The organism is Enterobacter cloacae complex sp. ECL411 (assembly GCF_021869665.1).
Classification (GTDB): domain Bacteria; phylum Pseudomonadota; class Gammaproteobacteria; order Enterobacterales; family Enterobacteriaceae; genus Enterobacter; species Enterobacter intestinihominis.
Genome location: NZ_CP091486.1, coordinates 3682227 through 3707379 on the forward strand (window position 1 = coordinate 3682227; position 25153 = coordinate 3707379).

Annotated in this window: 26 protein-coding genes; 6 read left to right on the plus strand and 20 right to left on the minus strand. The window is 57.0% G+C overall.

Annotated features, from left to right (window positions below; genetic code table 11):
* Positions 1 to 105: 105 nt before the first annotated feature.
* Entirely contained in the window at positions 106 to 2667 is a 2562-nt protein-coding gene (gene mutS / locus L3069_RS17650; RefSeq protein WP_022649176.1) for a DNA mismatch repair protein MutS, read from the plus strand.
* Between the two features lie 141 nt (positions 2668 to 2808).
* On the opposite strand, the gene L3069_RS17655 is transcribed toward mutS, so the two are convergent.
* The 3 genes from L3069_RS17655 to L3069_RS17665 are packed head-to-tail and all read right to left on the minus strand — an operon-like array spanning position 2809 to position 5060.
* Positions 2809 to 3030: a non-oxidative hydroxyarylic acid decarboxylases subunit D gene (locus tag L3069_RS17655; protein WP_038416597.1), complete on the minus strand. Its 222-nt coding sequence runs from the start codon at positions 3028 to 3030 to the stop codon at positions 2809 to 2811.
* A 10-nt stretch (positions 3031 to 3040) separates the two neighbouring features.
* Entirely contained in the window at positions 3041 to 4468 is a 1428-nt protein-coding gene (locus L3069_RS17660; protein WP_038416598.1) for a non-oxidative hydroxyarylic acid decarboxylases subunit C, read from the minus strand.
* Positions 4458 to 5060, minus strand: a complete 603-nt coding sequence (locus L3069_RS17665) for a non-oxidative hydroxyarylic acid decarboxylases subunit B (RefSeq protein WP_038416599.1) — start codon at positions 5058 to 5060, stop codon at positions 4458 to 4460. Before L3069_RS17665 ends, L3069_RS17660 begins: the two co-directional genes overlap by 11 nt.
* Positions 5061 to 5232: 172 nt before the next feature.
* Here L3069_RS17665 and L3069_RS17670 point away from each other — a divergent pair, with 172 nt between their 5' ends.
* Positions 5233 to 5640, plus strand: a complete 408-nt coding sequence (locus L3069_RS17670; protein ID WP_022651767.1) for a MarR family winged helix-turn-helix transcriptional regulator — start codon at positions 5233 to 5235, stop codon at positions 5638 to 5640.
* Here L3069_RS17670 and L3069_RS17675 read toward each other — a convergent pair.
* Complete coding sequence (locus tag L3069_RS17675) at positions 5637 to 6524, minus strand: LysR family transcriptional regulator (protein ID WP_023298477.1); 888 nt, start codon at positions 6522 to 6524, stop codon at positions 5637 to 5639. The genes L3069_RS17670 and L3069_RS17675 overlap by 4 nt on opposite strands.
* A gap of 109 nt (positions 6525 to 6633) precedes the next feature.
* On the opposite strand from L3069_RS17675, the gene L3069_RS17680 reads away from it, so the two are divergent.
* Together L3069_RS17680 and L3069_RS17685 are read left to right on the plus strand one after the other, a co-directional pair.
* Complete coding sequence (locus L3069_RS17680) at positions 6634 to 7836, plus strand: MFS transporter (protein WP_038416600.1); 1203 nt, start codon at positions 6634 to 6636, stop codon at positions 7834 to 7836.
* Positions 7833 to 8210: a DUF4440 domain-containing protein gene (locus L3069_RS17685; RefSeq protein WP_038416601.1), complete on the plus strand. Its 378-nt coding sequence runs from the start codon at positions 7833 to 7835 to the stop codon at positions 8208 to 8210. The genes L3069_RS17680 and L3069_RS17685 overlap by 4 nt, the downstream gene beginning before the upstream one ends.
* Before the next feature lie 50 nt (positions 8211 to 8260).
* Here the strand turns inward: L3069_RS17685 and rpoS are convergent, their stop codons facing one another.
* Together rpoS and nlpD are read right to left on the minus strand one after the other, a co-directional pair.
* The gene (gene rpoS, locus L3069_RS17690; RefSeq protein WP_022649182.1) at positions 8261 to 9253 is read right to left on the minus strand and encodes an RNA polymerase sigma factor RpoS; all 993 of its coding nucleotides are present in this window, start codon (positions 9251 to 9253) and stop codon (positions 8261 to 8263) included.
* A gap of 60 nt (positions 9254 to 9313) precedes the next feature.
* Positions 9314 to 10387: a murein hydrolase activator NlpD gene (nlpD, locus tag L3069_RS17695; RefSeq protein WP_309148957.1), complete on the minus strand. Its 1074-nt coding sequence runs from the start codon at positions 10385 to 10387 to the stop codon at positions 9314 to 9316.
* Here nlpD and L3069_RS27475 point away from each other — a divergent pair.
* Complete coding sequence (locus L3069_RS27475) at positions 10329 to 10460, plus strand: peptidase (protein WP_306173474.1); 132 nt, start codon at positions 10329 to 10331, stop codon at positions 10458 to 10460. The two genes, nlpD and L3069_RS27475, sit on opposite strands and share 59 nt — an antisense overlap.
* A gap of 94 nt (positions 10461 to 10554) precedes the next feature.
* On the opposite strand, the gene L3069_RS17700 is transcribed toward L3069_RS27475, so the two are convergent.
* From L3069_RS17700 to cysG, 11 genes are all read right to left on the minus strand, one after another.
* A complete protein-coding gene (locus L3069_RS17700) occupies positions 10555 to 11181 on the minus strand; it encodes a protein-L-isoaspartate(D-aspartate) O-methyltransferase (protein ID WP_022649184.1) in 627 nt (208 codons plus the stop codon).
* Positions 11175 to 11936 carry a 5'/3'-nucleotidase SurE gene (surE, locus tag L3069_RS17705; RefSeq protein ID WP_017382816.1) on the minus strand — a complete coding sequence of 254 codons (762 nt, stop codon included), beginning with the start codon at positions 11934 to 11936 and terminating at the stop codon, positions 11175 to 11177. Before surE ends, L3069_RS17700 begins: the two co-directional genes overlap by 7 nt.
* Positions 11917 to 12966, minus strand: coding sequence for a tRNA pseudouridine(13) synthase TruD (gene truD, locus L3069_RS17710; protein ID WP_032625985.1), 1050 nt, complete (start codon positions 12964 to 12966; stop codon positions 11917 to 11919). Before truD ends, surE begins: the two co-directional genes overlap by 20 nt.
* Positions 12963 to 13442 (minus strand): 2-C-methyl-D-erythritol 2,4-cyclodiphosphate synthase, encoded by a 480-nt coding sequence (ispF, locus tag L3069_RS17715; protein ID WP_003862097.1) that lies wholly within the window; start codon positions 13440 to 13442, stop codon positions 12963 to 12965. Before ispF ends, truD begins: the two co-directional genes overlap by 4 nt.
* Positions 13442 to 14152 (minus strand): 2-C-methyl-D-erythritol 4-phosphate cytidylyltransferase, encoded by a 711-nt coding sequence (ispD, locus tag L3069_RS17720; RefSeq protein ID WP_000741569.1) that lies wholly within the window; start codon positions 14150 to 14152, stop codon positions 13442 to 13444. Before ispD ends, ispF begins: the two co-directional genes overlap by 1 nt.
* Positions 14153 to 14171: 19 nt before the next feature.
* Positions 14172 to 14483 (minus strand): cell division protein FtsB, encoded by a 312-nt coding sequence (gene ftsB / locus L3069_RS17725; RefSeq protein ID WP_003862095.1) that lies wholly within the window; start codon positions 14481 to 14483, stop codon positions 14172 to 14174.
* Between the two features lie 79 nt (positions 14484 to 14562).
* Positions 14563 to 14889, minus strand: coding sequence for a DUF3561 family protein (locus L3069_RS17730; protein ID WP_006811767.1), 327 nt, complete (start codon positions 14887 to 14889; stop codon positions 14563 to 14565).
* A 58-nt stretch (positions 14890 to 14947) separates the two neighbouring features.
* Entirely contained in the window at positions 14948 to 15553 is a 606-nt protein-coding gene (gene cysC / locus L3069_RS17735) for an adenylyl-sulfate kinase (RefSeq protein ID WP_022649188.1), read from the minus strand.
* Positions 15553 to 16977: a sulfate adenylyltransferase subunit CysN gene (gene cysN / locus L3069_RS17740; protein WP_023306831.1), complete on the minus strand. Its 1425-nt coding sequence runs from the start codon at positions 16975 to 16977 to the stop codon at positions 15553 to 15555. The genes cysC and cysN overlap by 1 nt, the downstream gene beginning before the upstream one ends.
* A gap of 9 nt (positions 16978 to 16986) precedes the next feature.
* Entirely contained in the window at positions 16987 to 17895 is a 909-nt protein-coding gene (gene cysD / locus L3069_RS17745; protein ID WP_006811770.1) for a sulfate adenylyltransferase subunit CysD, read from the minus strand.
* A 9-nt stretch (positions 17896 to 17904) separates the two neighbouring features.
* Positions 17905 to 19263 carry a siroheme synthase CysG gene (gene cysG, locus L3069_RS17750; RefSeq protein ID WP_063135803.1) on the minus strand — a complete coding sequence of 453 codons (1359 nt, stop codon included), beginning with the start codon at positions 19261 to 19263 and terminating at the stop codon, positions 17905 to 17907.
* A 237-nt stretch (positions 19264 to 19500) separates the two neighbouring features.
* On the opposite strand from cysG, the gene L3069_RS17755 reads away from it, so the two are divergent.
* Positions 19501 to 20544, plus strand: coding sequence for an aminopeptidase (locus L3069_RS17755; RefSeq protein ID WP_023298484.1), 1044 nt, complete (start codon positions 19501 to 19503; stop codon positions 20542 to 20544).
* A gap of 93 nt (positions 20545 to 20637) precedes the next feature.
* On the opposite strand, the gene cysH is transcribed toward L3069_RS17755, so the two are convergent.
* The 3 genes from cysH to cysJ form a co-directional block, all read right to left on the minus strand.
* On the minus strand, positions 20638 to 21372 hold the full coding sequence (gene cysH / locus L3069_RS17760; protein WP_023298485.1) for a phosphoadenosine phosphosulfate reductase: 735 nt from the start codon (positions 21370 to 21372) through the stop codon (positions 20638 to 20640).
* Positions 21373 to 21471: 99 nt separating this feature from the next.
* The gene (gene cysI / locus L3069_RS17765) at positions 21472 to 23184 is read right to left on the minus strand and encodes an assimilatory sulfite reductase (NADPH) hemoprotein subunit (protein WP_038416604.1); all 1713 of its coding nucleotides are present in this window, start codon (positions 23182 to 23184) and stop codon (positions 21472 to 21474) included.
* A complete protein-coding gene (gene cysJ, locus L3069_RS17770; RefSeq protein ID WP_023306834.1) occupies positions 23184 to 24989 on the minus strand; it encodes an NADPH-dependent assimilatory sulfite reductase flavoprotein subunit in 1806 nt (601 codons plus the stop codon). The genes cysI and cysJ overlap by 1 nt, the downstream gene beginning before the upstream one ends.
* Positions 24990 to 25153: the final 164 nt, after the last annotated feature.

Consider the following 25153-nt stretch of genomic DNA (forward strand, 5'->3'; position numbering starts at 1 on the left):
CTTTTTTCTGCGCCGCACCTTTTTTTCATGCGACAATAGAAGGAACAATCGGCCATTGAGCCGCTCAAAGCGTAATATTTTCAAAGAAATGGATATCATAACTCCATGAGCACAATCGACAATTTCGACGCGCATACGCCAATGATGCAGCAGTACCTGAAGCTGAAGGCACAGCATCCGGAAATTCTGCTGTTTTACCGTATGGGCGATTTTTACGAGCTTTTTTATGACGATGCGAAACGTGCGTCTCAGCTGCTCGACATTTCTCTGACGAAACGTGGCGCGTCGGCAGGCGAGCCCATCCCGATGGCGGGTATCCCGCATCACGCGGTTGAAAACTATCTGGCGAAGCTGGTGAACCAGGGCGAGTCTGTCGCTATCTGCGAACAAATTGGCGACCCGGCCACGTCGAAAGGCCCCGTTGAGCGCAAGGTCGTACGCATCGTGACGCCGGGAACCATCAGCGATGAAGCCCTGCTTCAGGAGCGCCAGGATAACCTGCTGGCGGCGATCTGGCAGGACGGTAAAGGGTTTGGCTACGCCACGCTGGATATCAGCTCCGGTCGTTTTCGCCTGAGTGAACCGGCTGACCGTGAAACCATGGCGGCTGAACTACAGCGCACCAATCCGGCAGAACTGCTTTATGCAGAGGATTTCGCCGAGATGGCGCTGATTGAAGGTCGCCGCGGCCTGCGTCGTCGTCCACTGTGGGAGTTCGAAATTGATACCGCGCGCCAGCAGCTGAACCTGCAATTTGGCACGCGCGATTTGATTGGCTTTGGTGTGGAAAATGCACCGCGCGGGCTATGTGCCGCAGGCTGCCTGTTGCAGTACGTGAAGGATACGCAGCGTACCGCCCTGCCCCATATCCGTTCAATTACCATGGAGCGTCAGCAGGACAGCATCATCATGGATGCCGCCACGCGCCGCAACCTGGAGATCACGCAGAACCTCGCTGGCGGCATGGAAAATACGCTGGCGTCGGTTCTTGACAGCACGGTTACCCCCATGGGCAGCCGTATGCTCAAACGCTGGCTGCATATGCCGATCCGCAACACCGAAACGCTGATTGGCCGTCAGCAAACCATTGCCGCATTGCAGGATCGTTACACCGAATTGCAGCCGGTGCTGCGTCAGGTGGGTGATCTTGAGCGTATCCTGGCGCGCCTGGCATTGCGTACCGCGCGTCCACGCGATCTCGCCCGTATGCGTCACGCTTTCCAGCAGTTGCCGGAACTGCGCGCTCAGCTGGGAGAGATTGACAGCGCGCCAGTGCAAAAGCTGCGCGAAACCATGGGCGAATTTACCGAGCTTCGCGAACTGCTGGAACGCGCCATCATTGATGCGCCGCCTGTTCTGGTGCGGGATGGCGGGGTTATTGCTCCGGGTTATAACGAAGAGCTGGACGAATGGCGTGCGCTGGCCGATGGCGCGACGGATTATCTGGATAAGCTGGAAATCCGCGAGCGTGAACGTCTGGGGCTCGACACCCTGAAAGTCGGCTACAACGCCGTACACGGTTACTATATCCAGATCAGTCGTGGGCAGAGCCACCTGGCACCGATTCACTACGTTCGCCGCCAGACGCTGAAAAATGCCGAGCGCTACATTATTCCCGAGCTGAAAGAGTACGAAGACAAAGTGCTCACGTCGAAAGGTAAAGCGCTGGCGCTGGAGAAACAGCTGTATGACGAGCTGTTCGACATCCTGATGCCGCATCTGGCTGACCTTCAAATGAGCGCCGCTGCGCTGGCCGAGCTGGATGTGCTGGTAAACCTGGCCGAGCGCGCCGAAACGCTGAACTACACCTGTCCTACCTTTACTGACAAACCCGGTATTCGCATTACCGAAGGTCGCCATCCGGTGGTTGAGCAGGTGCTGAACGAGCCGTTTATTGCCAACCCGTTGAACCTGTCACCGCAGCGAAGGATGCTGATCATTACCGGCCCCAATATGGGCGGTAAAAGTACCTATATGCGCCAGACAGCCCTTATCGCGCTGCTCGCCTACATCGGCAGCTACGTTCCGGCGCAGAAGGTTGAGATTGGCCCTGTCGACCGTATCTTCACCCGTGTGGGTGCGGCGGACGATCTGGCGAGCGGTCGCTCTACCTTTATGGTCGAGATGACCGAAACCGCCAACATTCTGCATAACGCGACAGAGAACAGTCTGGTGTTGATGGACGAAGTAGGACGCGGTACCTCCACCTATGACGGCCTGTCCCTGGCCTGGGCGTGCGCGGAAAGTCTGGCGAATAAAATCAAGGCGCTGACGCTGTTCGCGACGCACTATTTCGAACTGACACAGCTGCCAGAGAAAATGGAAGGCGTGGCTAACGTCCACCTTGATGCGCTTGAGCACGGCGACACCATCGCCTTTATGCACACGGTGCAGGACGGCGCGGCAAGCAAGAGCTATGGCCTGGCCGTCGCCGCGCTGGCGGGTGTGCCGAAAGAGGTGATTAAGCGCGCGCGTCAGAAATTGCGTGAGCTGGAAAGTTTGTCACCGAATGCGGCAGCTACGCAGATAGATGGTACGCAGATGTCACTGCTGGCGGTGCCGGAAGAGACATCTCCGGCTGTAGAAGCACTGGAAAATCTCGATCCGGATTCGCTGACGCCGCGTCAGGCGCTGGAGTGGATTTATCGGTTGAAGAGTCTGGTTTAGTTTTCTGCGGTCTTTTTTGCCGGGTGGCGGCTTCGCCTTACCCGGCCTACAAAACCCGTAGGCCCGGTAAGCGTAGCGCCACCGGGCAAAAGACCGCACAATATTAACGCCCGGTAAGCACAGCCGCCTCCGGGCTTTTTATTACAGCAGCGGCGGGATCGTCGGCACCTGCGGTGCCTCATCAATATCCTTCTGCGTCATGCGGAACGCTTCCGGGTAATGCTCACGGCTGGTACGGCGCAGCGGTTCGGTATCGCGCCAGGTATACAGACAGTGCTGACACTGGTATACCGTCCAGACACCTTTCACCGGTGATGTTGCCATCACTTCAATTTGTTCATCGGCACAACGTGGACAAATCATCTTTTCCTCCTTATTGACGTGCCGCCAGCATCGCGGTCAGTTTTTCGGCCCAGGCTTTGGTTTCAGGGAGATCCTGTACCGGCTGGCTGTAGTGACCACGGTTGTCCGGAGCGACTGGGGTGGTGGCATCAATGATCAGCTTGTCAGTGATCCCCGCCGGGCTGGAGCCGAGGTCAAGCTCCAGCACAGACATATTCGGTAGCTGCACCAGATCGCCAGCCGGATTGACCTTCGATGACAGCGCCCACATCACCTGCGGCAGGTTAAACGGATCGACGTCCTCATCCACCATAATCACCATTTTCACGTAACCCAGACCGTGTGGCGTGGTCATGGCGCGGAGCCCGACCGCACGGGCAAAACCGCCGTATCGTTTTTTGGTGGAGATAATCGCCAGCAGGCCGTGGGTGTACATGGCGTTTACCGCCTGCACTTCCGGGAATTCCGCCTTCAGCTGCTGATAGAGCGGCACGCAGGTAGCGGGCCCCATCAGATAATCAATCTCGGTCCACGGCATCCCCAGGTAGAGAGATTCGAAAATGGGTTTTGTGCGGTAAGAGACTTTATCAATGCGCACGATCGTCATGTTGCGCCCGCCGGAGTAGTGTCCGGTAAACTCACCGAATGGCCCTTCAATCTCACGTTTTCGGCCTTCAATCACCCCTTCCAGGATCACTTCCGACCCCCACGGCACATCGAAACCGGTCAGCGGAGCCGTCGCAATCGGATACGGGCTTTCGCGTAGCGCACCGGCCATCTCATACTCGGATTGATCGTATTTCAGCGGCGTGGCGCCCATCAGGGTGATGATCGGATCGTTACCCAGCGTAATGGCAACAGGCAGGTCTTCGCCGCGCTCTTCGGCCTTATGCAGATGCAGCGCGATATCATGCATCGGCACCGGTTGCAGGCCGAGCTTACGCTTGCCCTTCACTTCCATACGGTAAATCCCGACGTTCTGCTTGCCGAAGTGATCGGGGTCGAGCGGATCGCGGGAGACAACGCACGCTTTATCGAGATAAAAGCCCCCGTCACCGTCGTTCAGGCGGAACAGCGGCAGAATGTCGAACAGGTTGATGTCTTCCCCGTCCACCGTGTTCTGCGCCCAGGCCGGATTTGCACGACGCTCTGGCGAGACGGGGAATTTGTCCCAGCGACGAATAAACTCGTCGATCTGTTTTTTCACCGGGGTATTTGCTGGCAGCCCCATCGAAATAGCGTGGTTTTGCCACGAGCCGATAGTGTTCATCACCACACGGGCATCGGTGAAGCCGCGAATATTATCGAACCACAGCGCAGGCGCACCATCGCCAATGCGTCCGGTAGCGTTGGCGGCGGCCGCTAAATCCGGCTCAGCGTTTACCTCTTCCTCAATTTTCAGCAGCTGCCCTTGCTCATCGAGCGCCTGCAAGAAGCTTCTCAAATCATCAAATGCCATCTTTATTCTCCTGTGAAAAATGTTTCGCTGCCTGCAAACCTTCCCAGCGTCGGGCTTTTTTATGCTCCAGACCAAACTGGTCGAGAACGCGGGTCACGATATGCTGGGTTATGTCATCGGCGGTTTGTGGGTGGTTGTAGTACGCAGGCATAGGCGGCACCATCGCCACGCCCATGCGGGAAAGGGCAAGCATGTTCTCAAGATGGATGGTGCTGAGCGGCGTCTCACGCGGAACCAGCACCAGCTTGCGTCCCTCTTTCAGCACCACGTCTGCCGCACGCCCTACCAGCCCTTCGGCGTAGCCCACGCGGATACCCGCCAGCGTTTTCATGCTGCACGGAATGACGATCATGCCGTCGGTGCGAAACGAGCCGGAGGAGATGGTGGCAGCCTGATCGGCCGGGCTATGGACGACATCCGCCAGTGCAGCAACGTCATGCGCAGTGAAGGGCGTTTCCAGCTCAATCGTGGTTTTTGCCCACTTCGACATCACCAGATGCGTTTCCACCTCCGGCATTTCCCGCAGCGCCTGCAACAACGCCACGCCTAATGGCGCACCCGTCGCGCCCGTCATTCCCACAATCAATCTCATTCAGCACCTCAATTAGTTTGTTCGTATACGAACATATCAACTAAACTACGCCTGGATCCTGCTGCTTACAAGATCGTTCGCATACGATCACACTATTCGCTAAAAACTCTCGCGTTAAAATTCAGCCCGAGAGCGGCTATCATAGAGGGAGTATTTTTCCGTCGGAGTGTCCATGGAGTTAAGACAAGAAGCTTTTCACCTGCTACGTCAGCTTTTTCAACAGCATACCGCCCAGTGGCAACACGCATTGCCCGAACTGACCAAACCACAATATGCGGTGATGCGGTCAATTGCTGAAAATCCTGGCATTGAGCAGGTTGCCCTGACTGAAGTCGCGGTGAGCACCAAAGCGACGCTGGCAGAAATGCTGAGCCGCATGGAAGCACGCGGCCTGGTCAGGCGCGAGCACGATCCGGCAGACAAGCGCCGTCGGTTTGTCTTTCTGACGGCCGAAGGTGAGGCCCTGCTTGAGAGCAGTAAACCGATTGGAAATGAGGTGGATGAGGCGTTTTTAGGGCGCCTTAACGGCGCGGAACGAGAGCAATTTTCAGCGCTCATTAAAAAGATGATGCAGGGTTAAGTAACCCTGACGCGCATAAAATCAATAAATGTTCGCACTTTCGCGGGCACATGCCGGGCATCGGGATAAACAGCATAGATGCCCTGCTGAGCAAACGTGTACTCCGGTAACAGCGAGACCAGCTTCCCTGCATCCAGTGCGTTACGCACCAGCCACTCCGGCAGCAGCGCCACGCCACATCCCGCGAGGGCAAAAGCCATCAACGCCTGGGCACTGTCTGCATACAGGCGCGGCGCTTTTCTGATCTCAAAGGAAACCGGATGCCGATCAACGCCTCTCACCTGCCAGCGCAGCGGCGACGTTAAACGCTCGTGAATGATCCAGTCCGCTTCCGCCAGCTGCTCCAGCGAGTCAACCGGATGGTTTGCCAGCCAGCATGGCGTCGCCACGGGCAGGATGGTGAAGGAGGTCATCAACGCGGCGTGGTAGCGCGAATCTGCAAGCGTGCCGAGCCGGATAGCGACATCGAAGCGCTCGGCGATAAGATCGGCATGCAAAGAGGACGAGACATGCCGCACGCGGAGATCAGGGTGCAGCTGGCTAAACTCAGCCAGCAAAGGCACTACTACCTGCGAGCCATACTCGGGCGTGGTGGTGATCCGCAGTTCTCCCGTCAGCCCGGCGTGGTTGGCGCGAACATCATCCTGCAATCGCTCTGCATCCCGTAACAGCATCACGCTTCGTTGATGAAAGAGCTTCCCCGCTTCGGTCAGCGTCAGGCGTCGGGTGGTTCGCAGCAACAGGGTAACGCCCAGCTCCTCTTCAAGCTGACGAATATGAAAGCTGACCACCGCTTTTGTCAGCCCCATCGCCTCCGCCGCGGCGGTGAAACTGCCGGTGTCCGCTACGGCGATAAACATCGCCGTACGCTGTAAATTAAGCATCGCTTGCCTGGTTAACTGTCAAAATAATGTTGACAGTATATCGTCCTTTGTCGCGTTTATCCGTAACGCGCGGGCCGATACGATACGCCACCTCACCGGAGGAACTTCCATGACGTATCGCAGCAAAATCGCCGTCGTCTTTCTGCTCGGCTTTTTCCTTGATTTGATAAACATGTTTATTGCCAGCGTCGCCTTTCCGGCGATGGCTCACGCATTCAATACCACACCTTCCGCGCTTGCCTGGGTAAGTAACGGATACATTGCCGGGCTGACGTTAGTCATCCCATTCAGCAGTATTCTGACGCGCCGCGTCGGGCCGAAGCGCGTTATTCTGCTCTCACTGCTTCTCTTTAGCGCGGCCTCCGTTGCGGCGGGTCTCTCATCTTCGCTGGAAAGTTTGATTGCCTGGCGCGTCGTGCAGGGCGCCGGAGGGGGTTTACTGATCCCGGTTGGTCAGGCGCTGACCTGGCAACAGTTTAAGCCTCATGAGCGGGCCAGACTCACCTCGGCGGTGATGCTGGTCGCGCTGCTTGCCCCCGCCTGCTCACCGGCTGTGGGCGGCATGCTGGTTCAGACATTCACCTGGCGCTGGATATTTTTTGCCACCCTGCCCGTCGCCATTGTCACCTTTGTTTTGGCCTGCGCGTGGCTTAAAACAGAACCGTCACCGATAAACACCACCAGAATAGTAAACCTGTCTTTGCTGACGGATCCGCTGTTGCGCTTATCCATGCTTATCTATGTATGCGTACCCGGCATCTTTATTGGCGTGAACGTAACGGGCATGTATTACCTTCAGAGCGAGGCCAATATGACGCCCACCGCAACGGGCATGCTTATGCTGCCGTGGTCTGTGGCATCGTTTTTGGCTATCACCGCGACAGGACGCTATTTCAACCGTATCGGCCCGCGGCCGCTGGTGGTCATCGGTTGCCTTTTGCAGGCAACGGGCATTCTGCTTTTAATCAACGTCGGCCCGGCTATGCTGTTACCTGCCGTTGCGTTTGCGTTAATGGGTGCGGGGGGAAGCCTTTGCAGCAGTACGGCTCAGAGCAGCGCGTTTTTGACAACGCGGCGGGAAGATATGCCTGATGCCAGTGCGCTATGGAATCTGAATCGTCAGTTGAGCTTTTTTGCGGGTACCCTGCTGCTGGCGCAGGCGCTGAGCTTCATGCAAGCTTATTTTACGCCGCTGGCCGCCTGGCACGGGATGTTTATTTTTGCCGCAGTTATCACTCTGCTGCCCGTACTGTACGTCTACCGTCTTAATAACACGCAGTTACTTGCGCAACTGCAACAGGAGCAACCATGACCCATTTCGAACAAGAGATCCTCGACATCCACGTCGCCCTTGAAAACTGGTTAGGTGCAGGCGAAGGCGATCGGGACGCCCTGCTCGCCCGTTTCCGTCCGGATTTTCTGATGGTTCCACCGAGTGGCACCCATTTAGATCATCACGCTCTGGCCCAATTTTTATATGCGCAGCGGGGAACCCGACCCGGGCTCAGGATCGGTATTGATGCGTTAACAACGCTTCAGACATGGGACAACGGCGCGGTGCTCCATTACCGGGAGACGCAAACCCGGCCAGGCCAGCCCGTCAACGTGCGCAGGTCAACCGCGGTGCTTAATCAGGAAGGGGATAACATCACCTGGCGTTTGCTGCACGAAACGGCGCAATCGTAAGGCATAAAAAAGGCCCGTCTCACGACGGGCCTTTTCTGACGAATGGTTGCTTACTCGCGGAACAGCGCTTCGATATTCAGACCTTGCCCTTGCAGGATTTCACGCAGGCGGCGTAGCCCTTCAACCTGAATCTGACGAACACGTTCACGGGTCAGGCCAATCTCACGGCCGACATCTTCCAGTGTCGCAGCTTCATACCCCAGTAAACCGAAACGACGTGCCAGCACTTCACGCTGTTTGGCGTTCAGTTCGAACAGCCATTTGACGATGCTCTGTTTCATGTCATCGTCCTGCGTGGTGTCTTCCGGGCCGTTGTCTTTTTCATCGGCCAGGATGTCCAGCAGCGCTTTTTCGGAGTCACCACCCAGCGGGGTGTCAACCGAGGTAATGCGCTCGTTGAGACGCAGCATACGGCTTACGTCATCAACCGGTTTGTCGAGTTGCTCTGCAATCTCTTCCGCACTTGGCTCGTGGTCCAGTTTATGGGACAACTCGCGCGCGGTACGCAGATAAACATTCAACTCTTTGACGATGTGGATCGGCAGTCGAATCGTACGGGTCTGGTTCATAATAGCCCGTTCGATGGTCTGACGAATCCACCAGGTCGCGTAGGTTGAGAAACGGAACCCGCGTTCCGGGTCAAACTTCTCAACTGCGCGGATGAGACCTAAGTTGCCCTCTTCAATCAGATCCAGCAGAGCCAGACCACGATTGCCGTAACGGCGGGCAATTTTCACGACCAGTCGCAGGTTACTTTCGATCATGCGACGACGCGAGGCAACATCACCACGCAAAGCACGACGTGCGAAATAGACTTCTTCTTCGGCCGTTAGCAGTGGGGAGTAACCAATCTCCCCAAGGTAAAGCTGAGTCGCGTCCAGCACACGCTGTGTGGCACCCTGCGATAACAGCTCTTCTTCAGCCAAATCGTTATCACTGGGTTCCTCTTCTACTAAGGCTTTTTCGTCAAAAGCCTCTGATCCGTTCTCATCAAATTCCGCGTCTTCATTTAAATCATGAACTTTCAGCGTATTCTGACTCATAAAGGTGGCTCCTACCCGTGATCCCTGGACGAGACACCCTGGCTGGCATGCCCCGTCAATTTATCGCTGCGGTAAATATTGCAGCGGGTTTACGGATTTCCCCTTGTAACGAATTTCAAAATGCAAGCGTGTAGAACTGGTTCCGGTGCTACCCATGGTAGCGATTTTTTGCCCCGCCTTAACTTCTTGTTGTTCCCGGACCAGCATAGTGTCGTTATGGGCGTAGGCACTCAGGTAATCATCGTTATGTTTGATGATAATAAGATTACCGTAACCGCGCAGTGCGTTACCGGCATAGACAACGCGTCCGTCTGCGGTCGCGATGATTGCCTGTCCTTTACTGCCTGCGATATCGATCCCTTTGTTGCCCCCCTCAGAGGTAGCGAAGTTCTCGATAATCTTGCCGTCAGTTGGCCAGCGCCAGGTGGTGATTGACGAGCTGGCATTCTGACTGCTTGCAGTCGGTACAGTAGAGCTAACCACAGGTGCCGTAGTCGGTGCTGTGACAAAAGTCGCAGTACCTTTATTATTCGGCAACATTTTGTTAGCACTCTGATCACCTGAATCCTCAGAATACGTAATTACAGGTTGTGAAGCAACCACCGTGGTGGTTTTTTGTGCAGGAGTAACGCTGTTATTTTGCGCAGTTACGTCGGCCGCTGAAACGGTGTTGCCTGGCGTAAGCGGTGTCCCCGTCGCGTTGCCAACCTGAAGCGTTTGCCCGACTTCCAGAGCATACGGGGCCTGGACGTTGTTTCGCTGTGCCAGATCGCGGAAATCGTTCCCGGTGATCCAGGCAATATAGAACAGCGTATCGCCGCGCTTCACGGTATAGGTGCTGCCGCCGGTATAGCTACCTTTCGGAATGTTCCCATACTTACGGTTATACACTATGCGGCCATTTTCAGTCTGAACAGGCTGTTCCACTGCCTGAATCTGCGTAGGCTGCGTAACTGGACGCTGAACCGGCTGGATCTGCGGAGTTTGCTGCGCCGTTGAGGTGCCCATTTTAGGCGGAGGGGTGATCAACATTCCGCTGGACGTGTTACCCGAGCCGCTGGTTCCATTAACGGAACTGACGGGCGCAGGCGCGTTATTTGAACTTGTACAGCCTGCCAGCCAGAGCGAAACCAGTGATAATGCCGCAACACGGCTGATGGTGAATTTTGGGCTTCCCGCGCTCATTTATCCCCCAGGAATGTGTTAACTACCAGTGACTTAAAAATAACCGTGATGGCACGAATCTATCGCGCCACACCATACGCTGAATTTGCCTTAATAACCCTGGAAAAATCCGAGTCTCAGGCCAGTTCGCCCTTAACCAGGGGCACAAAGCGCACGGCTTCCACGGTATCGATAATAAACTCGCCGCCGCGTCGACGAACGCGCTTCAAAAGCTGCTGCTCATCGCCGACGGGCAATACAAGAATGCCACCCTCGTCCAGCTGCGAAAGAAGCGCAGTGGGGATTTCAGGTGGCGCTGCCGTGACAATGATGGCGTCAAACGGGGCGCGAGCCTGCCAACCCTGCCATCCATCGCCGTGGCGTGTCGATACATTATGTAAATCAAGCTGTTTCAGGCGACGGCGCGCCTGCCACTGCAACCCTTTAATCCGTTCCACCGAACAGACATGGTGCACAAGGTGAGCCAGGATCGCGGTTTGATACCCTGAACCGGTACCAATTTCCAGCACCCGGGACTCTGGCGTTAACTCCAGAAGCTCCGTCATACGCGCCACCATGTAGGGCTGCGAAATCGTCTGGCCTTGCCCAATGGGCAACGCCACGTTTTCCCACGCTTTGTGTTCAAACGCCTCATCTACAAACTTCTCACGGGGAACCTGGGCAAGCGCGTTCAGCACCTGCTCGTTGGCGATCCCCTGTGCGCGTAATTGTTCCAGAAGAGTTTGTACACGTTTACTTACCATTGCGCGTTCACTCCGACCCGATCTAACCAGTCCGACACCACATCATGCGCGCTATAAGCGGTTAAATCTACGTGCAACGGCGTAACGGAAACGTACCCTTCATCCACCGCAGCGAAGTCGGTGTCTGGCCCGGCATCGCATTTATCTCCCGGCGGGCCGATCCAGTACAGGGTATTGCCGCGCGGATCCTGCTGGGGAATAACCTGATCGGCAGGATGGCGACTGCCACAGCGCGTCACGCGGATCCCTTTGATCTCGTCCAGCGGGAGGTCCGGCACGTTAATATTGAGGATACGTCCGGTACGCAGCGGCTCGCGGCCAAGCGCACGGAGAATGGAGCAGGTCACCGCAGCGGCTGTGTCATAGTGGGTGTGACCGTTTAACGAGACCGCCAGCGCCGGAAACCCCAGGTGACGCCCTTCCATCGCCGCAGCCACGGTGCCGGAGTAAATCACATCATCGCCAAGATTTGGCCCGGCATTGATGCCGGAGACCACAACATCCGGCCGCGGGCGCATCAGCGCGTTCACGCCCAGAAACACGCAGTCGGTCGGCGTCCCCATCTGGACGGCAATATCGCCATTCTCAAAGGTAAAGGTGCGAAGTGAAGACTCCAGCGTCAATGAGTTAGACGCGCCACTGCGGTTACGATCGGGAGCCACGACCTGCACATCCGCAAATTCGCGGAGGTGTTTCGCCAGCGTCTGAATACCTGGCGCATGGATCCCGTCATCGTTACTCAGCAATATTCGCATAATCACCCGACGTGTTGATAAGTTCCCTGACAACACTGGTGGCAAAGCTACCTGCCGGCAGCCAGAAGCGTAACTCGACGGTTACGTCATCCCACCAGTTCCAGCTCAGCTGTTGCGGGTAGAGGAGCATCGCACGACGTGCCGCCTCGACCTTTTCCCGCACCAGCAACGATTGTAATTCTGGCGCATCCGCCACCGCTGACTGCTCAGCGGCCAGCGCCTCGCCCTGGGTTCCCCAGTCGCCTGAACCCGGCAAGGCGGCGGTAATCATCAGCGTTTTAGCGTCCACGCGCGACTGGACATCGGCCATCTCTTCGGCCGTTGCCACAAACCAGCTTCCGCGTCCCGCTAATTGTAGCGCATCGCCGACAACAACTTGATTCGCGTCCGGTTTTTTCAGCCGTTCGCTCACAATCTGATTAAACAACGCACTGCGGGCCGCCGACAACCAAAAACTGCGTTTATTACGATCGCGCACCGGTGCACCGCTTTGCGCCCAGCGCAGCGCGCCCAGCAGGTTGCTACCACCGATACCAAAGCGCTGAGCGCCGAAATAGTTTGGTACGCCGCGTTCGTTAATGGCCTTCAGGCGTTTTTCAACGTCCTCGCGTTCGGTCACTTCGCGCAACACCAGGGTAAAGGCATTGCCTTTCAGTGCGCCCAGACGCAATTTGCGTTTATGGCGGACATACTCCAGTACCTTACAGCCCTCAAGCTCAAATTTGCTTAAATCGGGCATGGCATTGCCGGGCACGCGGGCGCAAAGCCACTGTTCGGTCACGGCATGTTTATCTTTTTGACCGGCAAAGCTCACTTCGCGGGCGTGAATATTGAGGAATTTTGCCAGCGCGTCCGCCACGAAGCGGGTGTTGCAGCCGTTTTTCAGAATGCGCACCAGGATGTGCTCGCCTTCGCCGTCCGGCTCAAAACCCAGATCTTCCACTACCACGAAATCTTCAGGGTTGGCTTTCAGCAGACCCTTGCCCTGCGGTTTACCGTGCAGATACGTCAGATTGTCGAAATCCGTCATTTGGCCGCCTTCACCAGCAGCGCCACGGCTTCACAGGCAATGCCTTCGCCACGACCGGTAAAGCCCAGCTTCTCCGTGGTGGTCGCTTTGACGTTGACGTCGTCCATATGGCAGCCCAGATCTTCAGCGATAAACACGCGCATCTGAGGGATGTGCGGCAGCATCTTTGGTGCCTGAGCAATGATCGTCACATCAACGTTGCCGAGGGTGTAGCCTTTGGCCTGAATACGACGCCAGGCTTCGCGCAGCAGTTCGCGGCTGTCTGCGCCTTTAAAAGCAGGATCGGTGTCCGGGAACAGTTTGCCAATGTCGCCCAGCGCAGCGGCACCCAGCAGCGCGTCGGTCAGCGCATGCAGCGCCACGTCGCCATCAGAATGCGCCAGCAGACCTTTTTCGTAAGGAATGCGCACGCCGCCAATGATAATTGGGCCAACGCCACCAAAGGCGTGTACATCAAAACCGTGTCCAATACGCATTATGCCTTCTCCTGAGGGGTCGTACGGGTAAGATAAAATTCCGCGAGCTGTAAGTCTTCCGGGCGCGTCACTTTTATATTATCAGCGCGTCCTTCAACAAGCGTGGGGTGGAAACCGCAATACTCCAGCGCCGAGGCTTCGTCCGTAATGGTCGCACCTTCTTTAAGCGCTCGCGTTAAGCAGTCGTGGAGTAATTCGCGGGGAAAAAATTGTGGCGTCAGCGCGTGCCATAGATCGACGCGCTCGACGGTGTGGGCAATCGCCGGTTTACCCGGTTCGGCACGCTTCATGGTGTCACGCACCGGGGCGGCCAGAATGCCGCCCACTTTACTGGTTTCACTCAGGGCCAGCAGACGCGACAGATCGTCGTGATGCAGACAGGGACGCGCGGCATCGTGCACCAGCACCCACTGCGCGTTCCCGGCAGCCTGAATGCCCGCCAGAACGGAGTCAGCCCGCTCTGCGCCGCCGTCAACGACGGTAATCTGAGGATGATTCGCCAGCGGGAGCTGCGCAAAACGTGCATCGCCGGGGCTGATGGCAATAACAACGCGTTTCACCCGGGCATGCGCCAGCAGCGCCGCCACGGCGTGCTCGAGGATCGTTTTATCGCCAATTGAGAGATACTGCTTAGGACATTCTGTCTGCATACGCCGGCCAAAACCTGCGGCCGGCACCACGGCACAGACGTCCGAAAAAGTTGCTGCCATGTCGTAATCCTGGGCCTGATTATCGATTGTTTTGTGCGGAGCCCTGATTGCGTTTAGACGCATCCGGAACCAGGCGATAAAACGTTTCGCCCGGCTTAGTCATACTAAGTTCATTGCGTGCGCGCTCCTCAATCGCCTCCTGGCCGCCATTGAGGTCATCAATTTCAGCAAAAAGTTGATCGTTACGCGCTTTAAGTTTGGCGTTTGTCGCCTGCTGTGCCGCGACGTCATCGCTCACCCGGCTGTAGTCGTGCAGTCCGTTTTTGCCGAACCACAGCGAATATTGCAGCCAGACCAGCAAAGCCAGCAACAGCAGCGTTAGTTTACCCATCCTGCCCCCTGAAAAAACGGCATCATCATCCCATAACTTTCCGCTGGACTCTACTGCGGGGTTTTAATTATGCCGTAAGTTAGCCCATCAGCCATAAAAACAGCAGGCCAAAGATGACCACAACGGTGGCGATAGTGATGAGCGTACTATACAGGAGCTTGCCGTTGAAAAGGGAGTGCAGCGCCACGCCCACCACAACCGCAACGGGCATCAGCGCGAGGAAGAAAGGCCAGGTATAGAGGAAGAAAAAGAGGGTGTTTCCACCGTAGATCAAGAACGGGATACCCAGCGCCAGTAGCCACGACACAAAGCCGACAATCGCCCCAGGGAAGGACCAGGTCGTCTCGTCGTCGGTCGTTAACGGTTCCGACCCGGTGGTAATCATGTAGTTTTCACTGTTGCGCATAGCTAATCCTGTGACCGTGACTCATCGCTCGGGAAGACAGCTCCCGAACGATACCGTCTCAGGATCTGATAATATCGTCCCGTCTGAGCAGGTCTAATAATTGGCTTACTAAATTTGTTACCAATTGTTGACCTTCCAGATGAATCTCAGGGGATTCAGGCGCTTCGTAAACCGAGTCAATACCGGTGAAGTTTCGCAGCTCTCCCGCGCGGGCTTTTTTATACAGCCCTTTCGGATCGCGCGCTTCGCAGATTGCTAGCGGCGTATCCACAAACACTTCAATGAAGCGATTCCGGCCCACGCGCTCACGCACCATCTGACGTTCGGCGCGGTGCGGTGAGATAAACGCCGTCAGCACCACCAGCCCGGCATCCGCCATCAGGCTGGCGACTTCTCCCACCCGGCGAATGTTCTCTTTACGGTCTTCATCGCTGAACCCTAAATCGCTGCACAGGCCGTGACGCACGTTGTCGCCGTCCAGCAGGTAGGTGCTCACTCCCTGCTGATGCAGCGCCTCTTCCAGCGCGCCTGCCACCGTGGATTTACCGGAGCCAGACAGCCCGGTAAACCACAGCACAACCCCACGGTGACCGTGGAGCTGTTCGCGCTGGGCGACGGTGACCGGATGAGGATGCCAGACGACGTTCTCATCATGGGCAGCCATTACTTGCCTCCCAGCAAATCGCGTGCGCCCCAGTGCGGGAAGTGTTTACGCACCAGCGCATTCAGCTCAAGTTCAAACGCGCTGAACTCAGAGGCCACGGTAGCCTGCGTGTTTGGTTCACGGACCATCCCGGCGCCGACGGTGACGTTGGTCAGGCGGTCGATAAAGATCAGCCCGCCCGTCACCGGATTCTGCTGATACGGATCCAGCACCAGCGGCTCGTCGAAGGTCAGATCCACCAGACCGATGCCATTCAGCGGCAGCTCGCTCACGTCACGGTGGGTCAGGTTGTTGATGTCCACCTGGAACTGAATGCCGTCCACGCGAGCGCGGGTTTTCTTGCCGGCAATTTTAATGTCATAGCTCTGGCCTGCGGTCAGGGGCTGTTCCGCCATCCACACCACGTCCACGGATGCGCCCTGCACCGCCGCCAGCGTTTCCTGCGCGTCGACCAGCAGATCGCCGCGGCTGATGTCAATCTCGTCTTTTAGCACCAGGGTTACCGCTTCACCTGCCCCTGCTTCGTCCAGATCGCCATCAAAGGTGACGATACGGGCAATGGTCGATTCCACGCCGGACGGCAGCACCTTCACACGCTGGCCCACGTTGACCGAGCCGGACGCAAGGGTGCCGGAGAAGCCGCGGAAATCGAGGTTCGGACGGTTTACGTACTGCACCGGGAAGCGCATCGGCTGGGTCTCAACCACGCGCTGAATTTCAACGGTTTCCAGCACCTCCAGCAGCGTCGGGCCGCTGTACCACGGCATGTTCGCGCTCTGAGAGGCGACGTTATCCCCTTCCAGCGCCGACAGCGGCACAAAGCGAATATCGAGGTTGCCCGGCAGCTGTTCAGCAAAGGTCAGGTAGCTCTGGCGGATCTCGTCGAATCGCGCTTCGCTGTAGTCCACCAGATCCATTTTGTTCACCGCCACCACCAGGTGTTTGATCCCCAGCAGCGTAGAGATAAAGCTGTGACGACGCGTCTGATCCAGCACGCCTTTACGGGCGTCCATCAGCAGGATCGCCAGGTCACAGGTGGAGGCGCCGGTCGCCATGTTACGGGTGTACTGCTCATGCCCCGGGGTGTCGGCGATAATAAATTTGCGCTTTTCGGTAGAGAAGTAGCGATAGGCGACATCAATGGTAATGCCCTGCTCGCGCTCCGCCTGCAAGCCGTCCACCAGCAGCGCCAGGTCGAGTTTTTCGCCCTGGGTGCCGTGGCGTTTACTGTCATTGTGCAGGGAAGAGAGCTGATCTTCGTAAATTTGTCGCGTGTCGTGCAGCAGACGACCAATCAGGGTACTTTTCCCGTCATCAACGCTGCCGCAGGTCAGGAAACGCAACAGACTTTTGTACTGTTGGGCGTGCAGATAAGCTTCTACGCCGCCTTCATCGGCAATTTGTTGGGCAATAGTCGTATTCATGGCGGCTCCTTAGAAATAACCCTGACGTTTCTTCAGCTCCATGGAGCCTGCCTGGTCGCGGTCAATCACGCGGCCCTGTCGCTCACTGGTGGTCGACACCAGCATCTCCTCGATGATCTCCGGCAGCGTCTGCGCACTGGATTCCACCGCGCCGGTCAACGGCCAGCAGCCGAGAGTACGGAAACGGACCATCTGTTTTTTGATCACTTCACCCGGCTGTAAATCAATGCGATCGTCGTCGATCATCATCAGCATGCCGTCGCGCTCCAGGACCGGGCGCTCTGCTGCCAGATACAGCGGAACGATCTCAATATTTTCCAGATAGATGTACTGCCAGATATCCAGCTCGGTCCAGTTGGAGAGCGGGAAGACGCGAATGCTTTCGCCCTTGTTTATCTGGCCGTTGTAGTTGTGCCACAGCTCCGGACGCTGGTTTTTCGGGTCCCAGCGGTGGAAGCGGTCGCGGAAAGAGTAGATACGCTCTTTGGCGCGGGATTTCTCTTCGTCACGCCGCGCGCCGCCGAAGGCCGCATCAAAACCGTATTTATTCAGCGCCTGCTTCAGCCCTTCGGTTTTCATGATATCGGTATGCTTGGCGCTGCCGTGCACGAACGGGTTGATGCCCATCGCCACCCCTTCCGGGTTTTTGTGCACCAGCAGCTCGCAGCCGTAGGCTTTGGCGGTACGGTCACGAAACTCGTACATCTCGCGGAATTTCCAGCCGGTATCCACATGCAGCAGCGGGAACGGCAGCGTCCCCGGATAAAAGGCTTTACGCGCCAGGTGCAGCATGACGCTGGAATCTTTACCGATGGAGTACATCATCACCGGGTTAGAGAACTCGGCGGCCACTTCGCGGATAATGTGGATACTTTCCGCTTCGAGCTGCCGCAGGTGAGTAAGTCGTTTTTGGTCCATAACCGTTCCTTAAGCCAAATTTACAACAGAAGCGCCGAAGCCTTCTGTGTCGGTTGTGTGTTGGAACCAGGCGAGCGAGCTGTGCAACTGCACCACTTCTCCCACCACGATCAGGGCGGGCATCGGGGCGTCTTTCGCCAGGGTTGCAAGGTCTTGTAAAGTGCCGATGGCGACATGCTGATCGACGCGTGTCCCGCGGGAGATCACTGCTACCGACGTCGCCGCATCGCGACCGTGCTGAATAAGCTGTTCGCTGATGTCTGCCGCTTTCATCGTGCCCATATAAATCGCCAGCGTTTGTCGGCTCTGGGCGAGATGCGACCAGTCAAACGGCGTGCTGTCGGCTTTATAATGCCCGGTCACAAAGGTCACGCTCTGGGCGTAATCGCGATGGGTCAGCGGAATACCGGCGTAGGCCGTGACGGCAGACGCCGCCGTAATGCCGGGGACCACCTGGAACGGGACGCCCGCTTCGGCTGCCGCCTGCAACTCCTCGCCACCACGGCCGAAGATAAACGGGTCGCCCCCTTTCAGGCGCACCACGGTCTTGCCCGCTTTCGCGGCGGCAATCAGCATTTGATTGGTGTCGTGCTGCGGCACGGAGTGCTCGCCGGCACGTTTACCAACGCAGATTTGCTCCGCGTCACGGCGGATCAGTTCGCGAATACCGTCGGTGACCAGATGGTCGTAGAACACGACATCCGCATCCTGAAGAACCTGGAGGCCACGCAGCGTGAGCAGCCCGGCATCGCCCGGCCCGGCGCCCACCAGAATGATCTCCCCGCCCGTACTGCCGGGGTTATCCAGTTCGTCTTCGAGTATTTGTTGCGCCGCCGTCTCGTTACCGGCATGCATCAGGCTGGCAAAGCGGCCGCGAAACACACGCTCCCAGAAGCGACGGCGTTCCGTCACGCTGGTCAGACGCGTTTTAAGGTGGTTGCGCCAGTAGCTGGCCTTCTCCGCCATGCGCCCGAGGCTAGTCGGCAGCAGCGCTTCGATTTTTTCCCGCAGCACGCGCGCCAGCACCGGCGCGGTGCCGCCGGAGGAGATCGCCACCAGCAGCGGCGAGCGGTCAACAATCGACGGGAAGATAAACGAGCACAGCGGCTGGTCGTCTACCACGTTCACCAGACGGTGACGGTCCTGAGCTGCGTCGGAGATTCGGCGGTTGAGCGCCCGATCTTCGGTTGCCGCAATCACCAGCACCACGCTGTCGATCTGAGACTCTTCAAAATCCGCCTCTGCAACAACCCGCACCTGCGCCCCGGCGCGTTGCAGGAACGCGATTTTGCGATCGGCAATTTCACCCGTCCCGACAACCAGTACCGGTCGGTCTTTCAAGGCGGCAAAAAGGGGGAGATAGTCCACAGGCAACAACTCACTAACAACCAGGAATAAAGGGACTATAGGGGGCGGCTTAGATCGAATGAAATTACGAATTGGAATGAGTAGTTACTCAATGGAATAACGCCGTGAAAAAGCAAATATCAAAAAGTGCTTAACACGCGAAATTTCGGGCATTTAAGCGCAATTCAAATTGTGTCTACCCGATCACAGTTTCATACTATGCGGGTTAAAATTTTGCTCTGTTTTTAAGGACTCACTATGTTTTCCGCAATGCGCCACCGATTCGTTGCCCTGGCGCTCGGCGTTTGCTTTATCCTTCCGGCTCAGGCAAAAAATCAATCTTACGGTGAAATAGCCAGTATGCAGGCGCGGCATATTGCGACGGTCTTTCCGGGCCGCATGACCGGAACCCCAGCCGAAATGCTCTCGGCAGACTATATTCGTCAGCAGTTTGCGGATATGGGCTATGAGAGTGACATTCGCGCTTTCCACAGCCGCTACATCTATACCTCACGCAATAAAACGCAGAACTGGCATAACGTAACCGGCAGCACGGTCATTGCGGCGCACGAAGGAAAGGCGGCTGAGCAGATTATTATTATGGCGCACCTTGATACCTACACGCCGATGAGCGACGCCGATGTCGATAATAACCTCGGCGGCCTGACGCTTCAGGGACTGGATGACAATGCGGCGGGGCTGGGCGTCATGCTTGAGCTGGCCGAACGCCTGAAGAATATTCCGACGAAATACAGCATTCGCTTTGTTGCGACCAGCGGTGAAGAAGAAGGAAAACTCGGCGCTGAGAATCTCCTTAAGCGCATGACCGCTGAGGAGAAGAAAAATACGTTGCTGGTGATTAACCTCGATAATCTGATCGTGGGAGATAAGCTCTATTTTAATAGCGGACAGAGCACGCCGAGCAGCGTACGTAAACTCACCCGCGACCGCGCGCTGGCGCTTGCCCGCACGCATGGCGTCTATGCCGCGACAAATCCGGGCGGTAACCCCGATTATCCCAAAGGCACGGGCTGCTGTAATGACGGTGAAGTGTTTGATAAGGCGGGCATTCCGGTGCTGTACGTCGAGGCAACTAACTGGGCGCTGGGCAAAAAAGATGGCTATCAGCAGCGCGCTAAATCGAAGGCGTTCCCAAACGGGACCAGCTGGCATGACGTGCGGCTGGATAATCAGCAGCACATTGATAAAACGCTGCCGCAGCGGATTGAGCACCGCAGCCGGGATGTCGTGAAAGTGATGCTGCCGCTGGTGAAGGAGCTGGCGAAAGCGGGGAAAGCCTGATGCAATTAAGCCCGGTGGCGCTGCGCTTACCGGGCCTACAACGGCACGAAACGTATGCCCGGTAAGGCGTAGCCGCCACCGGGCGAAAAAACATTACCCTTCGTGCAGCCCGCACTCGCGCTTCAGCCCAAAGAATCGCGTCTCTTCTTCCGCCATTCCCGGTTCCCATTTACGCGTGGTATGGGTGTCGCCTACCGACAGGTAGCCCTGATCCCACAGCGGATGGTACTTCAGCCCGTGCTTTTGCAGATACTGGTACACCGTGCGGTTATCCCAGTCGATGATCGGCAGCACTTTGAACACGCCACGCTGCACCGCCAACACCGGCAGCGTTGCCCGGCTCCCGGACTGCTCGCGGCGGAGCCCAGCAAACCACGTCTGCGCATGAAGATCTTTCAGCGCGCGGTTCATCGGCTCGACCTTGTTGATCTCATTGTATTTCTCGATGCCCTCAACGCCCTGCTCCCACAGCTTGCCGTAACGCGCCTCCTGCCAGGCCGCGCTTTCGGTTGCGCGATAAACCTTCAGGTTCAGCTTGAGCTTGTCCGTCAGCTCGTCGATAAACTGATAGGTCTCCGGGAACAGATAGCCGGTATCGGTGAGGATCACCGGAATGTCCGGACGGATCTGATTCACCAGATGCAGACTGACCGCCGCCTGAATGCCAAAGCTCGACGAAAGCACATAGTCTCCCGGCAGGTTTTCCAGCGCCCACGCCACGCGCCCTTCGGCGTCGAGCTTTTCCAGTTGGGCGTTAGTTTCTGCCAGAGCCAGAATGCGTTCAACTTTTGGCAGGTCATTAAGGGCGTTTAGATCGAGTACGGACATAAGAACCTCGTTTGCCTGTTTCGCCGGGCGGCACTGCGTTTGCCCGGCCTACAAAACCCGTAGGCCCGGTAAGCGAAGCGCCACCGGGCAAAGGATGGATTACTCCCAGAAATCCCTTGCGGGATCGAGCACCGGGCGAATGATGCCCGCACGTACCGTAAAGTCGCCGAAGCCTTCACCCGCTTCGCGCTCTTTCGCCCAGCGTCCGATAAGCACGTCGAGGGAATCGAGAATTTCCGGCTCGGTGATGTTCTCGCGGAACATACGCGGAATACGTGTCCCGATACGGTTACCGCCCAGGTGCAGGTTATAGCGACCCGGCGCTTTCCCTACCAGACCGATTTCGGCCAGCATCGCGCGGCCGCAGCCGTTCGGACAGCCCGTCACGCGCATAACAATATGCTCGTTCGGAATACCGTGTTTTTCCAGAATCGCCTCCACTTTATCAGTGAAGGACGGCAGGAATCGCTCGGCTTCGGCCATCGCCAGCGGACAGGTCGGGAACGATACGCAGGCCATGGAGTTTTCACGCTGCGCGCTCACCGCATTCATCAACCCGTGCTCGCGGGCCAGCTCTTCAATTCTCGCCTTATCGCTTTCCGGCACGCTGGCGACGATCAGGTTCTGGTTGGCGGTAATACGGAACTCGCCTTTGTGGATCTTTGCGATTTCCAGCAGGCCGGTTTTCAGCGGACGGCCCGGATAATCAAGAATACGGCCGTTTTCGATAAACAGCGTCAGGTGCCAGTTATTGTCGATGCCTTTCACCCAGCCGATGCGATCGCCGCGACCGGTGAATTCGTAAGGGCGGATCGGCTCAAACTTGATGCCCGCGCGACGCTCCACTTCTTCTTTGAACGTCTCGACGCCTACGCGCTCAAGGGTATATTTGGTTTTCGCGTTTTTACGATCGGTACGGTTACCCCAGTCGCGCTGGGTCGTAACCACCGCCTCTGCCACGGCCAGCGTGTGCTCCAGCGGCAGGAAGCCGAACTCGCTCGCGGTGCGGGCGTAAGTTTTCTTGTTACCGTGCTCAATGGACAAACCGCCGCCCACCAGCAGGTTAAAGCCGACCAGCTTGCCGTTTTCGGCAATCGCCACGAAGTTCATGTCGTTGGCGTGCAGGTCGATATCGTTCTGCGGCGGGATCACCACCGTGGTTTTAAACTTACGCGGCAGATAGGTCTGGCCAAGGATCGGTTCTTCATCGGTGGTGGCGACTTTCTCCTGATCGAGCCAGATCTCCGCATAGGCGCGGGTACGTGGCAGCAGATGTTCGGAGATTTTTTTCGCCCACTCGTACGCTTCGGCGTGCAGCTCAGATTCGTACGGGTTCGAGGTGCAGAGCACGTTACGGTTCATGTCGTTGGCAGTCGCCAGCGCGTCCAGACCCACGGAGTGCAGCATCTGGTGCACCGGCTTGACGTTCTTCTTCAGAATGCCGTGGAACTGGAAGGTCTGACGGTTGGTCAGACGAATGCTGCCGTAGATTGTGTTTTCACCGGCAAACTTGTCGATCGCCTGCCACTGTTTCGTAGTGATTACCCCGCCCGGCAGACGACAGCGCAGCAGCATCGCGTGACGCGGCTCCAGCTTCTGTTCGGCACGCTCGGCGCGGATATCGCGGTCGTCCTGTTGGTACATACCGTGGAAACGGATCAGCAGGAAGTTGTCGCCTTTGAAACCGCCGGTCAGGCCGTCATTTAAATCTTCGGCAATGGTACCGCGCAGGTAGTTGCTCTCTACCTTCATGCGCTCGGCATCAGTCAGTTTGCCTTCGACCACCAGTGGGCCAGGATGTTTTTCGCTCATTAGTAGACATCTCGCTGATAACGGCGCTCTACGCGCAGCTCACTTAAAAATTCATCCGCCGTTTCGGCATCCATACCGCCGAATTCGGCAATCACTTCCAGCAGTGCCTGCTCAACGTCTTTCGCCATGCGATTGGCGTCGCCGCAGACATAAATGTGGGCGCCGTCATTGATCCAGCGCCACAGCTCTGCGCCCTGTTCGCGCAGTTTGTCTTGTACGTATACTTTTTCTTTCTGATCGCGGGACCAGGCCAGATCGATGCGGGTCAGCACGCCCTCTTTGACGTAGCGCTGCCACTCAACCTGGTAGAGGAAATCTTCAGTAAAGTGCGGGTTGCCGAAGAACAGCCAGTTTTTACCCGGCGCGTCGTCTGCCGCACGCTGCTGCATAAAGGCGCGGAATGGCGCAATACCGGTGCCTGGGCCAATCATAATCACCGGCGTTTCGGGGTTCGCCGGCAGGCGGAAGTTGTCGTTGTGCTCGATAAAGACGCGAACTTCACCCTCTTCTTCCACGCGGTCTGCCAGGAAGCCTGACGCCCCACCCGCGCGCGCGCGGCCTTCGATGTCGTAACGCACCACGCCAACGGTGATGTGGACTTCGTTTTCCACTTCCGCCTGCGAGGAGGCGATGGAGTACAGGCGCGGGGTCAGCGGACGCAGCAGGCCGACCAGCGCGTCAGCATCCAGCTGTGCCGGAGAGAAACGCACCATATCGACAATCGGCGTTGTCGCCGCGTATTGCTGTAACTTCGCCTTATCCCCGACCAGCGGAAGGAGCGATTCGCTGCGGGTTAAGGTGGCGTAGTTTTCAACGATGTTGGCGGTGTTCACCGTCAGTTCGAAATGCCACTGGAGCACCTCGGAGATCGAGAGCGTTTTGCCGTCCACGGTAACCGGTTCATCGCCTTTCAGCCACAGCAGCTCGACCAGCTCTTTCACCAGCGCCGGATCGTTCTGATACCAGACGCCCAGCGCATCGCCAGGCTGGTAACGCAGGCCAGAGTCACCGAGATCGATTTCGATATGGCGCACGTCTTTTTCTGAATCACGGCCCGTGATTTTCTGGTTTACCGACAGGCTCGCCGTCAGTGGCGCCTCTTTCGTGTAAGGGCTGGTGTGGATTTCGTTAACGGTGCCGGCTGCGGTAACGGCGGCCTGCGCTGGCGTCTCTTTCGGGACGCGGGCCTTCAGCACCTCAACGATGCGCGCCCGCCATTCGGCGGCGGCAGCCTGGTATTCCACGTCAGCGTCTACGCGATCCAGCAGGCGCTCTGCGCCCAGCTCCGCCAGCTTGCTGTCGAAATCTTTACCGGACTGGCAGAAAAATTCATAGGACGTATCACCGAGGCCGAAGACGGCAAAGGCGGTGCCCTCGAGCTTTGGCGCTTTTTTCGAGAACAGGAACTTATGCAGCGCGACGGCTTCTTCAGCAGGCTCACCTTCCCCCTGCGTTGACGCCACCACCACCAGCAGTTTTTCTGACGCGATCTGTTTGAATTTATAATCCCCGGCGTTGACCAGGTTAACGTTCAGCTTCGCGGCGAGCAGGTCATCACGCAGCGCTTCGGCCACACGACGGGCATTACCCGTTTGCGAAGCGGAGATAAGCGTGATGGCAGGAATTTCAACGGCCGTTGGCGGTACGCCTGCCACAGCACCCGGCTGCTGGTTCAGCATTCCCCAGAAATAGCCGGAGACCCAGGCAAGCTGGGTGGGTGAAAAATCGGAAGTCGCGGCCTGGAGGCGCGCCAGTTGCTCCGGGTTAAGGGGAAGCAAATTTGAAGGTGGGGCCTGTGTTGTCATGCGTCGTTATGTTCCAGTAGCAAAGCGGACTTTAAGCGAATAAATCCAAACTGAAGCTAAGGTTAACGGCGGGGATAATAACAATTAAAGAAGGGATGGAAATAATTAATAACCAAATGGACTAACCTGTTTTAGTTATCGTTCTTAACGATAAAAGCGATTAA

Coding starts and splice junctions, on each gene's coding strand:
- mutS (WP_022649176.1), top strand. CDS start 106: ATGAGCACAATCGACAATTTCGACGCGCATACGCCAATGATGCAGCAG.
- ispD (WP_000741569.1), bottom strand. CDS start 14,152: ATGGCAGCAACTTTTTCGGACGTCTGTGCCGTGGTGCCGGCCGCAGGT.
- cysC (WP_022649188.1), bottom strand. CDS start 15,553: ATGGCTGCCCATGATGAGAACGTCGTCTGGCATCCTCATCCGGTCACC.
- L3069_RS17675 (WP_023298477.1), bottom strand. CDS start 6,524: ATGCTTAATTTACAGCGTACGGCGATGTTTATCGCCGTAGCGGACACC.
- cysD (WP_006811770.1), bottom strand. CDS start 17,895: ATGGACCAAAAACGACTTACTCACCTGCGGCAGCTCGAAGCGGAAAGT.
- L3069_RS17660 (WP_038416598.1), bottom strand. CDS start 4,468: ATGGCATTTGATGATTTGAGAAGCTTCTTGCAGGCGCTCGATGAGCAA.
- L3069_RS17700 (WP_022649184.1), bottom strand. CDS start 11,181: ATGGTAAGTAAACGTGTACAAACTCTTCTGGAACAATTACGCGCACAG.
- cysN (WP_023306831.1), bottom strand. CDS start 16,977: ATGAATACGACTATTGCCCAACAAATTGCCGATGAAGGCGGCGTAGAA.
- L3069_RS17670 (WP_022651767.1), top strand. CDS start 5,233: ATGGAGTTAAGACAAGAAGCTTTTCACCTGCTACGTCAGCTTTTTCAA.
- cysH (WP_023298485.1), bottom strand. CDS start 21,372: ATGTCCGTACTCGATCTAAACGCCCTTAATGACCTGCCAAAAGTTGAA.
- cysJ (WP_023306834.1), bottom strand. CDS start 24,989: ATGACAACACAGGCCCCACCTTCAAATTTGCTTCCCCTTAACCCGGAG.
- surE (WP_017382816.1), bottom strand. CDS start 11,936: ATGCGAATATTGCTGAGTAACGATGACGGGATCCATGCGCCAGGTATT.
- L3069_RS17755 (WP_023298484.1), top strand. CDS start 19,501: ATGTTTTCCGCAATGCGCCACCGATTCGTTGCCCTGGCGCTCGGCGTT.
- ftsB (WP_003862095.1), bottom strand. CDS start 14,483: ATGGGTAAACTAACGCTGCTGTTGCTGGCTTTGCTGGTCTGGCTGCAA.
- L3069_RS17685 (WP_038416601.1), top strand. CDS start 7,833: ATGACCCATTTCGAACAAGAGATCCTCGACATCCACGTCGCCCTTGAA.
- cysI (WP_038416604.1), bottom strand. CDS start 23,184: ATGAGCGAAAAACATCCTGGCCCACTGGTGGTCGAAGGCAAACTGACT.
- L3069_RS17665 (WP_038416599.1), bottom strand. CDS start 5,060: ATGAGATTGATTGTGGGAATGACGGGCGCGACGGGTGCGCCATTAGGC.
- L3069_RS17655 (WP_038416597.1), bottom strand. CDS start 3,030: ATGATTTGTCCACGTTGTGCCGATGAACAAATTGAAGTGATGGCAACA.
- L3069_RS17680 (WP_038416600.1), top strand. CDS start 6,634: ATGACGTATCGCAGCAAAATCGCCGTCGTCTTTCTGCTCGGCTTTTTC.
- rpoS (WP_022649182.1), bottom strand. CDS start 9,253: ATGAGTCAGAATACGCTGAAAGTTCATGATTTAAATGAAGACGCGGAA.
- truD (WP_032625985.1), bottom strand. CDS start 12,966: ATGACGGATTTCGACAATCTGACGTATCTGCACGGTAAACCGCAGGGC.
- ispF (WP_003862097.1), bottom strand. CDS start 13,442: ATGCGTATTGGACACGGTTTTGATGTACACGCCTTTGGTGGCGTTGGC.
- L3069_RS17730 (WP_006811767.1), bottom strand. CDS start 14,889: ATGCGCAACAGTGAAAACTACATGATTACCACCGGGTCGGAACCGTTA.